General features: G+C 33.3%; 11 protein-coding genes. 7 read left to right on the top strand and 4 right to left on the bottom strand.

Annotated elements, in window-relative coordinates:
• Positions 1 to 165: 165 nt before the first annotated feature.
• Together H4V97_RS08155 and H4V97_RS08150 are read left to right on the top strand one after the other, a co-directional pair.
• Positions 166 to 696 (top strand): inorganic diphosphatase, encoded by a 531-nt coding sequence (locus H4V97_RS08155; RefSeq protein ID WP_113637499.1) that lies wholly within the window; start codon positions 166 to 168, stop codon positions 694 to 696.
• A gap of 111 nt (positions 697 to 807) precedes the next feature.
• A complete protein-coding gene (locus H4V97_RS08150) occupies positions 808 to 3267 on the top strand; it encodes a sodium-translocating pyrophosphatase (protein ID WP_209549433.1) in 2460 nt (819 codons plus the stop codon).
• A gap of 115 nt (positions 3268 to 3382) precedes the next feature.
• Here the strand turns inward: H4V97_RS08150 and H4V97_RS08145 are convergent, their stop codons facing one another.
• The 3 genes from H4V97_RS08145 to H4V97_RS08135 all read right to left on the bottom strand — a co-directional run bounded on the left by H4V97_RS08145 (position 3383) and on the right by H4V97_RS08135 (position 5370).
• Positions 3383 to 3760, bottom strand: coding sequence for a hypothetical protein (locus H4V97_RS08145; protein ID WP_209549432.1), 378 nt, complete (start codon positions 3758 to 3760; stop codon positions 3383 to 3385).
• Between the two features lie 201 nt (positions 3761 to 3961).
• Positions 3962 to 4576, bottom strand: coding sequence for a deoxynucleoside kinase (locus H4V97_RS08140; protein WP_103998264.1), 615 nt, complete (start codon positions 4574 to 4576; stop codon positions 3962 to 3964).
• Positions 4576 to 5370 carry a hypothetical protein gene (locus H4V97_RS08135; protein ID WP_209549431.1) on the bottom strand — a complete coding sequence of 265 codons (795 nt, stop codon included), beginning with the start codon at positions 5368 to 5370 and terminating at the stop codon, positions 4576 to 4578. The genes H4V97_RS08140 and H4V97_RS08135 overlap by 1 nt, the downstream gene beginning before the upstream one ends.
• 115 nt (positions 5371 to 5485) lie before the next feature.
• Between H4V97_RS08135 and H4V97_RS08130 the strand changes: the two genes are divergently transcribed.
• Together H4V97_RS08130 and H4V97_RS08125 are read left to right on the top strand one after the other, a co-directional pair.
• On the top strand, positions 5486 to 6379 hold the full coding sequence (locus tag H4V97_RS08130; RefSeq protein ID WP_209549430.1) for a GLPGLI family protein: 894 nt from the start codon (positions 5486 to 5488) through the stop codon (positions 6377 to 6379).
• 56 nt (positions 6380 to 6435) lie between these two features.
• Positions 6436 to 9138, top strand: coding sequence for a carboxypeptidase regulatory-like domain-containing protein (locus tag H4V97_RS08125; protein WP_209549429.1), 2703 nt, complete (start codon positions 6436 to 6438; stop codon positions 9136 to 9138).
• A gap of 217 nt (positions 9139 to 9355) precedes the next feature.
• Here H4V97_RS08125 and metK read toward each other — a convergent pair whose 3' ends face one another.
• Entirely contained in the window at positions 9356 to 10606 is a 1251-nt protein-coding gene (metK, locus tag H4V97_RS08120; RefSeq protein ID WP_196848976.1) for a methionine adenosyltransferase, read from the bottom strand.
• A gap of 743 nt (positions 10607 to 11349) precedes the next feature.
• Between metK and H4V97_RS08115 the strand changes: the two genes are divergently transcribed.
• From H4V97_RS08115 to H4V97_RS08105, 3 genes are all read left to right on the top strand, one after another.
• Positions 11350 to 11649, top strand: a complete 300-nt coding sequence (locus H4V97_RS08115; RefSeq protein WP_196848977.1) for a hypothetical protein — start codon at positions 11350 to 11352, stop codon at positions 11647 to 11649.
• Between the two features lie 134 nt (positions 11650 to 11783).
• Positions 11784 to 11984 (top strand): hypothetical protein, encoded by a 201-nt coding sequence (locus H4V97_RS08110; RefSeq protein WP_209549428.1) that lies wholly within the window; start codon positions 11784 to 11786, stop codon positions 11982 to 11984.
• Positions 11985 to 12625: 641 nt separating this feature from the next.
• Positions 12626 to 13930 carry an O-acetylhomoserine aminocarboxypropyltransferase/cysteine synthase family protein gene (locus H4V97_RS08105; RefSeq protein WP_196848979.1) on the top strand — a complete coding sequence of 435 codons (1305 nt, stop codon included), beginning with the start codon at positions 12626 to 12628 and terminating at the stop codon, positions 13928 to 13930.
• The last annotated feature ends 230 nt before the right edge of the window (positions 13931 to 14160 follow it).

Below are 14160 nucleotides of genomic sequence, written 5' to 3'. Positions count from 1 at the left end.
GTTTATTTTTTATAGAAGTAAAATGAGTTAAAATTTACTCGAATTGACGTATTTAATAGTTGTACAAAATAAGTTGAAATTAATGTACAGATAACATGGATTTTTCATTGTAAAAACGTATCGTTTGCTTATTTTTGCAAGATAATTATAGATAAGAAAATTAAAATGACTGCAGACAAATTAACAACTTTCGATGTCTTAATCGAAATACCAAGAGGAAGTAGAAATAAATACGAATATGATTTCGAAATAAAAAGAATGCGTTTTGACAGAATGTTATTTTCGTCAATGATGTATCCTGCTGATTACGGGTTTATCCCGGAAACATTAGCTTTAGACGGAGATCCATTAGATGTTTTGGTTTTAGTAAATGAACCAACTTTTCCTGGATGTGTAATGGAAGTAAAACCAATTGGGGTTTTTCACATGGCAGATGATAAAGGACCAGATGAAAAAGTGATTTGTGTACCAGTTTCAGATCCAATCTGGAATTCATTGAATGACTTGTCAGATATGAATCCACATTTATTAAAAGAAATTGAGCATTTTTTCCAAGTATATAAAGATCTGGAAAATAAAACAGTAGATGTTGGTGGTTGGGGAGATGTAAATGAAGCGTATGCGATCATTAAAGAATGTACAAAACGTTTTAATGATATTGAAAACAAACCAGAAGGATTATTTAGTATTAAATAAATAATTTTCATAATTTTTATAAATAAAGCAATATTCTGTAAAGAGTATTGCTTTTTTGTTTATTTTCGTTTCGTTACATTAACGAAAATAACCAAAAACCACACCAAAATTATGAATACAATAATGATTTACTTGCCAATAGTCATGGCATTTATTGGATTGGCATTTATGTTTGCCAAAAGAACTTGGGTTTTAAAACAAGATGCTGGAGACGGTAAAATGAAAGAGATTTCAGATTATATCTATGAAGGCGCTTTGGCTTTCCTCAAAGCAGAATATAGATTGTTAGCTTTCTTCGTAGTTGGAGCAAGTATTGTTCTTGCAGGAATGTCTTTTTTATTCCATACCACCAACATATTAATAGTTGTCGCTTTTATTTTTGGAGCATTTTTCTCTGCTTTTGCTGGAAATATGGGAATGAAAATCGCAACAAAAACGAACGTAAGAACCACACAGGCAGCGCGCACCAGTTTACCTCAAGCATTGAAAGTTTCTTTTGGTGGTGGAACAGTAATGGGATTGGGAGTTGCCGGTTTAGCAGTTTTAGGTTTGACTAGTTTCTTTATTTTTTTCTATAATTATTTTATGGGCGGTGTTTGGACTTCATCAGAAGATATGACCAAAGTACTGGAAACATTAGCTGGGTTTTCTCTTGGCGCAGAATCGATTGCTTTGTTTGCCCGTGTTGGTGGTGGTATTTATACAAAAGCGGCCGATGTTGGTGCTGATTTAGTGGGTAAAGTTGAAGCAGGAATCCCGGAAGATGATCCTCGTAATCCAGCTACTATTGCAGATAACGTAGGGGATAATGTAGGAGATGTGGCCGGAATGGGTGCCGATTTATTTGGTTCTTATGTTGCCACAGTTTTGGCAGCAATGGTTCTTGGGAATTATGTGATTAAAGACATGGGCGGAAACATTCAAGATGTTTTTGGCGGAATTGGTCCTATTTTGTTACCAATGGCAATCGCAGGTTTTGGAATTTTATTTTCTATCATCGGAACGATGTTAGTGAAAATTACTGATGAAAATGCAAAAGAAAAACAAGTTCAAAAAGCGTTAAATATTGGGAACTGGGTTTCTATTTTATTAACGGCAATTGCTTGTTATTTCTTAGTTCAATATATGTTGCCGGAAACGATGAAAATGAATTTCTTCGGAGAAGGAATTCAAGATATTTCATCGATGCGAGTTTTTTATGCAACCCTTGTTGGATTAACTGTTGGCGCAGTCATTTCATCGGTAACTGAATATTATACGGGATTAGGGACAAAACCAGTTATGGCTATTGTTCAAAAATCAAGTACTGGTGCAGGAACGAACGTGATTGCTGGTTTGGCAACTGGAATGATTTCTACCTTTCCAACCGTTTTATTATTTGCTGCGGCAATTTGGACTTCATATGCCTTTGCAGGATTTTACGGAGTAGCATTAGCGGCTTCAGCAATGATGGCAACAACGGCGATGCAATTAGCAATCGATGCTTTTGGACCAATTTCTGACAATGCTGGTGGAATTGCCGAAATGAGCGAATTACCAAAAGAAGTGCGTACCAGAACCGATATTTTGGATTCAGTAGGAAACACTACTGCTGCAACAGGAAAAGGTTTTGCTATTGCTTCGGCGGCATTAACTTCATTAGCTTTATTTGCAGCTTATGTAACTTTTACAGGAATTGACGGAATCAATATTTTCAAAGCACCAGTTTTAGCGATGTTATTTGTGGGTGGAATGATACCGGTGGTTTTCTCCGCATTAGCGATGAATTCTGTTGGAAAAGCAGCAATGGATATGGTTTATGAGGTGCGTCGTCAGTTCAAAGAAATTCCGGGAATTATGGAAGGAACCGGAAAACCGGAATATGCAAAATGTGTTGATATTTCTACCAAAGCAGCTTTACGTGAAATGATGTTGCCTGGGGTTTTGACTATTGGTTTTCCAATTGCAATTGTTTTGCTTGGAAAATTAGTTTATGGAGACAATAATCAATTAATCGCCGAAATGTTAGGAGGTTATATGGCAGGAGTAACTGTTTCAGGAGTGCTTTGGGCGGTGTTCCAGAACAATGCGGGCGGTGCTTGGGATAATGCTAAGAAATCATTTGAAGCAGGAGTTTTAATCAATGGTGAGATGACATATAAAGGTTCTGATGCGCACAAAGCGGCGGTAACTGGAGATACTGTTGGAGATCCATTCAAAGATACTTCTGGACCGTCAATGAACATTTTAATTAAATTGACTTGTTTGATCGGATTGGTAATTGCGCCAATTTTAGGTGAAGGAAGCCATACTATTTCTGCGACCGCATCTTGTTGTGCTACTTCTGAAATGTGTACTTCAATGTCTGCAGCCGAATGTATCGCTAAAGGATGTACAAATGCAAATTGCAAATTCATGAATGCAAAAGCAATGGGGAACAATATGGTTTCTAAAGAAATTGCAATTGAAAAAACAAATGGGGATGGAAAAGTAACAGCAACAATCAAAACAACCATAAATGGGAAAGTTACTACTCAGAATTTTGAAGGAACAGATACCGAAGTTCAGGCCAAAATCGATGCCTTGAAATAAAACATTTAGTTGTTAAATAATAAATGCCTCGCAATTGCGGGGCATTTTTGCTTAAACGAGAATATAAACGTCAAAGCAATTAATGAAGGTCCAAAAAATGCAAGTGATCGAGAACCTAATATACTTGCACTACTGCAATCGCTGCGGCTACAAGAAATGTAATTACTAAAGAACCTAAAACAATTCCAACAGTTCCTATTGTTGTCGCACTTTTGTTAAGAATTCGAATTGTTCTTATGTCATTTTCTACTAAAATAATTTTTTCAGTTTTGCCATCAACTTTTACTATCCCGTAATACTTTCCATCTGTCAGTTCCACTCTTTTAAGTTTAAGTTTCGCTCCATCAGTCTTAGTAATTAATACTTTCCTGTTTGAAGCCACAGCATCATCTAGAGAAACCGATGTCTTCTGATAAATCGCACAACTCTGCATTAGAAGAACAAAAATTAATAAAACACAAACAATTTTACTTTTAAAATACTTTTGACTCATAATTTTTTAATTTTAAATTAATATGAAGAAAACAAGAATTTATAAATTGAATTAAGATGAATTTTATAAAAGATACATGAATCACTATTTTTTGTAATCTATTGATTAGTAAAGATATTAAAATATAAATGCCTCGCAACAGCAAGGCATTTAATATATTCAGTTTTTCGCTCTCTCGTTTGGAGAGCGCTAAAATAGATGCTAAAACAATCCGTGTAACTCGGCGTCAATTCTATTGATGATATTACCTAAATCTTCTGGGTTATCGACAAAATTGATGTTGTCTACATCGATAATTAATAGTTTTCCTTTGCTATAAGTATGAATCCAGGCTTCATAACGCTCATTTAGGCGGCTTAAATAATCAATTGAAATAGAGTTTTCATATTCGCGTCCGCGTTTGTGAATTTGCCCGACTAAATTAGGAATCGAACTTCTTAAATAAATCAGTAAATCAGGTGCTTTAACCGTGGATTCCATTAATTCAAAAAGAGAAGTGTAATTCTGAAAATCACGATTTGTCATCAAACCCATTGAATATAAGTTGGGTGCAAAAATATGAGCGTCTTCATAAATCGTTCTGTCCTGAATGATTTTTTTACCGCTTTCGCGAATTTGCATCACTTGACGAAAACGACTATTCAAGAAATATATCTGTAAATTAAAGGACCAACGTTCCATTTGATGGTAAAAATCATCCAAGTATGGGTTGTCAACTACGTCTTCAAAATGGGGTTCCCATTTGAAGTGTTTCGACAATAAACGCGTTAAAGTTGTTTTTCCTGAGCCAATGTTTCCTGCTACTGCTATGTGCATTACGGTATTGTGATTTTATAATTTGTAATTCCCTCTGATGTAAAAATAGATAAAATTTGGTCTTTGTAGTAGAATTTTTTAAACGTTTTTTCTGAAATCTCAATTTCAAATTTTAGACTCTTTGCAACATCTTCATAAAAGAGAATATTGTTCTTGCTAAAGAGATAGGTGCTTTGATCTATTATTTCGATAGAATCAAAAGAAGGTATTGTTCCTTTATTGGCTATTTTCCCGAATGGATCACAAGTGAACCAATTATTCTTTTCGTCAATCCAATAAAAAGTATTGAAATCAGTATGGTATATTTTTATGCTTTCGGCAAACGGAATAGAAACCGTCTTATATTCTTTTTTTAAAAAATCAAAAAGACCTATTTGTTGATTCATGCTATTGTAAATCCAAAGTTGGTTTTGCGAGGCTAATCCTATTGCAGCAACTGTTATTGGAATAGGAATTTCAGAAAAATTTATCTTTTGGGTTTCATTCAATTGATTGTCGAGTAAAATGACGGTATTGAAATTCTCATAAAACAACACAATCGTCAGCGGATTTAGCAAATCTACTTTTGTGATTCTACCTAAAGAAACATTCTTATACTCGAATGACTGTTTTTCTTTAACCTTAAACAGAACATTATTTTTAATAAAGTAATAAAAACCAAATGGGTCATAGCCTAAAAATTGGTCACAATCCAAATGAATAGAGTCAATTTTAGTGGCAGTTAGTTTTTGGCTTTGGCCAAAAGCACCACAAAATGAAATGACAGTAAATAACAGAATTAGAATATTCTTCATAGAATGCTAAATTACAATTAAACCTTATACAATTGTGCATGTCTAATTGTTATTTTAACAGTATAATTGTAACATAAACAAGAGATTATCGTCTTATCATTTAAAATTAATAATCATGTATAAAATAATTTTCGTTTTAGTATTTGCTATAGCCTCCTCTTTGGGGATTCAGGCACAAGAATTTCAAGGTATGGCGGTTTATGAATCAAAAACCAGCACTTCTGATTTCAAAACTCGAATGCAAGGTAATAAGGATATGAATCCAGACATGCAAAAGATGATAGAAGAAAGAATGAAAAAAATGTTTGAAAAAACGTTTATTCTTAATTTTGACAAGTCAGCATCAATATACAAAGAGGAAGAAAAATTAGAGACACCAGGTTCTGGTCAAGGTAACGGGATGAGAATGATGTCCTCAATGATGGGAGGCGGAGGAACTTTCTATAAAAATGTAAAAGACAAATCCTATACGGTTGATAAAGATTTCATGGGAAAAGAATTTTTAGTAAAAGATTCATTGCCTAATTTAAAGTGGAAAATGGAGGCCGAAACTCGAGTTATTGGAGGTTATAATTGTTTTAAAGCTACGGCAATTCGACCTGCCAGTAAAACCGATTTTAGAAATTTCAGACCAAAAAAAGAAGATGCTACGGTTGTGAAATCAGCTGATGTAACTAAGAAAACGAGCTTTATGGATGATTTGGACATGCCAAAAGAAATTACAATCACTGCATGGTACACTCCTGAAATTCCCGTAAATCAAGGTCCGGAAAACTATTGGGGACTGCCTGGTTTGATATTGGAAGTAAATGATGGAAAAACAGTTATTTTATGTTCGAAAGTAGTTTTAAATCCTAAAGAAAAAGCGGTGATAAAACCATCAACAAACGGAAAGGTTATTTCTCAAAAAGAATTTGATGAAACGGTAATCAAAAAAATGGAAGAATTCAGAGAAATGAACCAAGGACGCGGAGGAAATGGAGGAATGCGTATGAGAATTGGAGGATAATAAAATTAAATTCACAGTTTAAAATTAATAATCAAAATTTCTCCAAAGTTTCATAAATGAAAAAATCAATACTGCTGACCTTATTTTTTATTACTTCAATATCTTTTTCTCAATCAGTTAAACTGGAAGGAACTATTACTGATTCAAAGACCGTAGGCTTAGAAATGGCAAATGTCATGGCGGTAAATAAAGTAACAAAAGCGATGGATTCCTACGCTATTACCAATGACAAAGGAAAGTATGTGCTGACTTTGAAGCCCAATACAACTTATAATCTTAAGATAAGTTATTTGGGAATGCAAAATAAAGAGATTGAAATTGTTACTTCTACTGAAAATAGCACTAAAATCATTGCTTTGCAAGAAGGCGGAATTGAATTAGACGGTGTAGAAATAGTTCGAGAAATGCCGGTTTCGATAAAAGGAGACACCATTGTTTATAACGGGGATTCTTTCAAGACCGGAACGGAGCGAAAACTGGAGGACTTATTAAAAAAACTACCGGGTGTTGAGGTAAATGCAGATGGTGAAGTAGAAGTAGAAGGGAAAAAAGTCACCAAGTTAATGGTGGAAGGAAAAGATTTTTTTGATGGAGATACTAAACTTGGCGTAAAAAATATTCCGGCGGATGCTATCGATAAAATTCAAGTTTTACGCAATTACAATGAGAATTCAATATTAAAAGGAGTTGAAAACAATCAGGACAATGTGGCAATGAATATCAAACTAAAATCAGGAAAGAAAAATTTCTGGTTTGGAGATATGACCGCGGGAATAGGCGTAGCACATACAGAAAGCCGTTATTTGATCAATCCGAAATTGTTTTATTACAGTCCAAAATACAGCATCAATTTAATTTCAAATTTTAATAATATAGGGGAACTTCCATTGACAGTTCAAGATTATTTTAAATTCACAGGTGGTTTTAGAGGCATGATGCAAAAAGGAGGATCGAGTTTTAATGTTTCTTTAAATGATTTAGGAATTTCACTTTTAAGAAACAATCGTGCCAAAGAGATTGAGACCCAATTTGGAGCCACCAACTTTTCTTATAATGTAAATAAAGCGTGGAGTTTGAGTGGTTTTGGAATTATTTCTTCTTCCATAACCGACTTGGAAACCAAATCACAAACCAATATTTTACAGCCTAACTCGTCAGAAATTCTTTCAACAGAAAACCGTCAGGAAATGGCGCATCAAAAAAGTAATTTGGGATTATTCAAATTGAGTTCGAGTTATAAACCCAATGCAAAGTTTCAATTTGATTATGATGTTTTGACTAAATTGTCTAAACAGGACGAAAATAATTCTTTGCTTAGAGAATCGATTGTGAGTAATAATTCGCAAACAGAGAACATCAATACATTGAAAAAACAAAACCCGATTTCGGTAAATCAAAACTTGAGTTTGTATTACACTCAGAGCGATAAAAATATTTTTGCTTTCGAAATGCAACATTTGTATCAGGAAGAAGATCCTTTTTATAATGCTAATTTGAAATCACAGCCCTTTAGTTTATCGGGTTATGCTTCCGGTCAAAATAGAAACGATATTAATCAAAATCGTTTTGTGAAAACCAATAAAATAGATGCCAAATTAGATTATTATTATATGCTTACCCAAAAAAGTAATGTCAATGTTACACTGGGAAACACGTATTCAAATCAAGATTTTAATTCGAATATTTTTCAGATTTTAGACAATAAAACGGTAAATAATTTGGGCGATGCCGTAAATACTAATAATGTAACCTACAATTTTAATGATACATTTTTAGGACTTCATTATAAAATTCTGACAGGTAAGTTTACTTTAACTCCAGGAGTGAGTTTGCATGCTTATACTATGAAAAACGAACAATTGGGGGCCAGTAATAACAATAAATTTTATAGAGTATTACCGGATTTTTTAGCTATTTATCAAATTAAAAAAGCGGAAAGTTTAACCTATAATTTTTCGTTCAACAATAATTTCACTGATATAAATCAATTGGCCGAAGGCTATGTTTTCTCCAATTATAACAGTTTGACAAAAGGAAATCGACTTTTGGAAAATGCGACTGCACTTGTACATTCTTTACGTTATTTTAAGTACAACATGTTTAATTTCGAAAACATTAGCGCTTTTGCAACTTATTCTAAAAGGGTTGATGCTATAAAAACGCGTGCCATATTCAACGGAGTAAATCAGACTTCATCCCCTTTTAATTCTGATTTTGCCGATGAAACATTGTCGGGTAACGGGTCTTATGGTCGTTCATTCTTGAAGAATTATAAAGCCTCTTTGGGAGCCAATTTAAATTGGTCGAAATTCAATAACATTCAAAACAATATTTTGTCTACAAACGAAAGTTTTACACAGAGCTACACTTTGAAAGCTTCTACCAATTATAAAAAAATGCCCAATCTGGAGCTTGGATATAATATTGTTAAAAATGATTACAACAACTCTACTTTTTACACGGAGAAACCTTTTGCTAAACTGGATTATTTCTTTCTGGAAAGCTTTTCATTCGTAACTGAATATGAGTTTTACCACTATTACAACAGTAGTAAAACGGTCAATAATGAGTATGATTTCTTGAGCGCTAGCTTGATTTATCAAAAGAAAGGGAGCAAACTGGAATACAAAGTCAGTGGAACCAATTTATTGAACACGACCTCGCTAAATGACGATAGTTTCTCTCAATTTTCCACCAGAACCTCGCAATATACCGTTCAGCCACGCTACGTAATCTTTTCTTTAAAATATAATTTGTAGGAAGCTAATCCAGCTGTTCCTTTCAATCTTTCCATAAAAAGATTTTTTTTCTAAATAAATAAAGGAGCTTCCGTTGGTCGCTCTTTTTTTATAAGAAAAAATGAATCTTTTTTTTGGAAAGGATTTTCTTTACCTCCCGAGACTTCGGGATGGGCTAAAAAAAAACCGTCTCGTTTATAAAACAAGACAGTTTTCTGTATATAAATGCTTAGAATTGTTACAATCCAAAAGCAGTTTTAACTTGGTCAACAAAATCTAATTTTTCCCAAGTAAATAATTCAACAGTAACTGTTTTTTCGTTTCCGCCTGGAGCAGAGAAAGTTTTAGTAACTGTTTCTGGCGTACGTCCCATATGCCCGTAAGCAGCAGTTTCGCTGTAAATTGGATTTCTTAGTTTCAAGCGTTGTTCAATAAAGTAAGGACGCATATCAAAAATTGCTTCTACTTTTTTGGCAATTTCACCATTGGTCATATTCACTTTAGAAGTACCATAGGTATCAATAAAAATACCCATTGGTTTAGCTACACCAATTGCATAAGAAACCTGTACTAAGATTTCTTCGGCAACACCTGCAGCAACTAAATTTTTAGCGATATGACGTGTCGCATACGCCGCACTTCTATCTACTTTACTTGGATCTTTTCCAGAAAATGCACCACCACCGTGAGCTCCTTTTCCACCGTAAGTATCCACAATAATTTTTCTTCCTGTAAGTCCAGTATCTCCGTGTGGTCCTCCAATTACGAATTTCCCGGTAGGATTGATATGGTAGTGAATTGCATCGTTGAATAAATGAGCGTGTGTTGGATTTTTAGCAATGATTCTTGGAATCAAAATTTCAACAAGATCTTTTTTGATTTTTGCAAGCATAGTAGCTTCTTCGTCAAAATCATCATGTTGTGTCGAAATTACAATCGCTTCAATACGTGTTGGTTTATTGTCATCACTGTATTCTAAAGTTACTTGAGACTTAGCATCCGGACGTAAATACGTAATTTCGTTATTTTCACGTCTTAAAATAGCTAATTCCTGCAATAATTTATGTGATAAATCAAGTGCCAAAGGCATGTAATTTTCGGTTTCATTAGTTGCATAACCAAACATCATTCCCTGGTCACCAGCACCTTGCTCTTCAGGGTTAGCTCTGTCAACCCCTTGATTGATATCAGCAGATTGTTCGTGAATAGCCGAAAGAATACCACAAGAATTGGCTTCAAACATATATTCGCTTTTTGTGTAGCCAATTTTTCTAATTACCTCACGGGCAATATGTTGAACGTCTAAGTAGGTATTGGATTTTACTTCTCCTGCTAGGATTACTTGTCCGGTAGTAACTAAAGTTTCACAAGCTACTTTTGACTCTGAATCAAAGGCTAAAAAATTATCAATTAATGCGTCTGAAATTTGATCTGCAATTTTGTCTGGATGTCCTTCACTCACAGATTCTGACGTAAATAAATATGCCATAATAAATATAAATTTAAAATTAAGGGAGGAAAAATAATTGCGGGAAATACTAAAGGAGAGTTTCTGCTTTAGCATTTTTTCTACTGAAAATTTTTCAGCATCCATAATGAATTCGTTTCATTATGAAGAGGTTGCAATCAGTTCAAATTTTTCCTCTTGTATTCGGATGCAAATGTATGAAACCATTTTGAATTGCAAATTAATCTTGACTTATTTTTTTATAAGTAGATAGCTTCGATTTTTTTAAAATCAACAGATTATCTTTTGTAAGGCTGGGATATTTGTTAATTTTCAAATATTTAATTTTCAATTTAAAGATAGTTTTGGATATTAATCAGTATAAAGGTTAAAAATGTAATATTTCTATTTATTTGAGTTTTTCAGGAAATTTTGATTGAAAGCAATTTCTAATGTTGTAGTCGAATTTTTTTGGTTTTGAATTCTCATCAAACTATTGTCAAAATTGTTATTTATAACGTTTTTCCTATTGTAAGTTGTGAATAAATGCTTCTCATCTGATATTGAGTTAATTGAACGAGTAAATTTTATAGTAATAAGGTTAATTTAGTAAGTTTGTTAAACTCTAAAATTAATTAATTATTGCTTTTAAAAGCGATTATTTTTAACAAAAACAGGAGACCAGCTAAGAATTTCAGTTATTAATTTTATTTACGTATTCCGGAAGTATCTATTAAAAGTAATAAGGCCAAATATGAACTATTAATTTATTAAATAATTTAGTTATGAAAGCAAGTGAAAAGTTTTTTGTATTGGAAAATGCACCGAAAAGAGAGTACACAATTGGAAATCACAAGTGGGATAAATGTCTTGACGATTATTATAATTATGTGAAAGAATACAAAATGCATTATAAAAAATCAAAAGAAGGTAACGAAATGTCATTGTCATTATATCCTTATATGAAAGAAAAATGGCAATCGTTAAAAAAACGAATTCATAGAGCTTATCAGAATAAACGATTAAATGAAAAGCAAATCGAAAGGGTTGTTAATATGAAAATAGTTAAAGCTTGCTCTAAATGATTTACTACTAGTTTTTAGGACAATTTTATTAATAACAAAATTATTTATTTATAAAAAACATCAACTATTGCGACGGAAAGGTTAAGGAATTTATTACTGCAGGAAAAATAAACAAACAACTAAAACTAAATTTTATGAAAGCGCCTAAAACCATTTCGTCTTTGCCAAGTTTTAAATTAGAGGCAAATAGAACAAAAGAGATTCCGCCTATCCCTGCAAATGAAATAATTCATCCTAGGGTTAAAATAATAACAACGGCCACTTTGGGACAAAAAAGTGCTGATTCATTATTAGCATTAATGTATTCTCAAGAAAATGAAGTTTTATTTATTTGATTCAAAATATTTTTTAAAAGCCATGATTTGACATGACAAAAAACGACTTTCATAAATTTAGAATTTAATCGTTCCTTTTTTTGATATTAAATTAATCTCCGCATGTTAATAAAAAGAGAATGGTTTAGTTGAGTATTTTTTTCGATGTTATTTTTTTTTTAAAAATTTGGATATCTAAATAATAGTTTGCAAATTTGTTTCAACAAAAAAAGAAAAATGAAATTTAATATGTGTAATATGTGTAAATCCGTTCAGGATAAATCCTGTGGGTCGACTATTGCATAATTTTAAATTAAAAAATTATATAGCAAAAGCCTCCCACATACCGGGAGGCTTTTTTTTTGAACTATACCAATCGGAATGCTTTTTGCATTAAAAATAAATATTTAAAAAATGAACAACTTAAATCTTCAACAAATGAATAAATGTACTGTCAAGACCATGATTTGCGCGAAAGCTATTATGTGTGTTTGCGTCTGTTGATTCCGAAAGTATAAGTTTATAACACAACTTAAAGCCCTTTTGGATATCTATCTAAAAGGGTTTTTTTATTCTCAATTTATTGCAACATCTTAAATTAGTAAAAAAAATATAATTGAAATTAATTTAGTTTAAGAATCGAACATTAAAAACAAAAAATTATGAGTACTCAAAAATTTGCAACCAACGCATTACACGCAGGACACGACGTTACCAAAACAGCAGGAACCAGAGCTGTGCCTATCTATCAAACCAGTTCTTATGTTTTCAACAATTCAGAACATGCAGCCAATTTATTTGGACTTGCCGAAGCAGGTTTTATTTACACACGATTAAATAATCCAACCAATGATATTTTGGAGCAACGCCTTGCTGCGCTTGAAGGAGGAATAGGCGCAGTAGTTACCGCATCTGGAACCGCTGCAATTGCCACGGCATTATTGGTTTTGCTAAAAACGGGAGATCATATTGTAGCATCAAACAGTTTGTATGGGGGAACTTATAATTTACTGAGCGTCACTTTGCCAAGATTAGGCATCACAACCACGTTTGTAGACCCATCAGATCCTGACAATTTCACTAAAGCTGCACAAGAAAACACAAAAGTGTTTTTTGCCGAATCTCTTGGAAATCCGAAATTAGATGTATTGGATCTGAAAGCTATTTCGGCGCAAGCCAAAGCATTCAAAGTTCCCTTTATTGTAGATAATACAGTTGCTTCCCCTTATTTACTGAATCCTATTCAATACGGAGCCAATATTGTAATTCACTCTTTGACTAAATATATTGCCGGCAACGGAACGTCTCTTGGAGGCGTGGTTATTGATGCAGGAAATTTCGATTGGTCTAATGGAAAATTTCCTGAATTCACGGAACCTTCTGCAGGGTATCACGGATTGGTTTATCATGAAGCGCTTGGAAATGCTGCTTTTATTGCCAAAGTTCGAATAGAAGGATTACGTGATTATGGAGCGGCATTGAGTCCATTTAATGCGTTTCAGATTATTCAAGGATTAGAAACCTTACCTATCCGCGTACAGAAACACAGTGAAAACGGATTGGCTTTAGCCCAATGGTTAGAAGGTCAAGAAGAGGTGGCTTGGGTGAATTACCCAGGATTGAAGTCGAGTAAATATTATGATTTGGCTCAGGAATATTTGCCAAAAGGACAAAACGGAGTAGTCACTTTTGGTTTAAAAGGGGGTTTTGAAGCCGCCAAAAAAGTCGCCGATGAAACAAAACTATTTTCGCTTTTGGCTAATATAGGAGACACGAAATCTTTGATTATTCATCCCGCAAGTACTACGCATCAGCAATTGTCAGATGAACAACAAGTCGCAACAGGAGTAACCAAAGATTTAATACGATTGTCGGTTGGATTAGAAGACATCGAAGATTTGAAAAATGATTTACAAGTTGTTTTCGAAAGCATCAAAAATTCGCAATTAGTAAAAAATGAACACTAAAAAATAAGTCAATTTAGATATGCGGCCAGCGATGCTCAGTTCATCGTAAAAGCATAAGTAGTCAAAATAAGAATCAGTAAAAATGCGACAATAGTAGTTTCTGAAAAACTTAATCCATCGGGATAATTATTAGCTGGATACTGGTTCTTTAAATGGCATTGGACAAATAGTTGCTAAGAAAAGAATTTTAAATTGAAATCGCTGCAAATGGGAAAATGCATCATTTTTAT

This window comes from Flavobacterium sp. CG_23.5 (assembly GCF_017875765.1).
GTDB lineage: Bacteria > Bacteroidota > Bacteroidia > Flavobacteriales > Flavobacteriaceae > Flavobacterium.
This window is presented reverse-complemented; position numbering and strand designations above follow the sequence as displayed.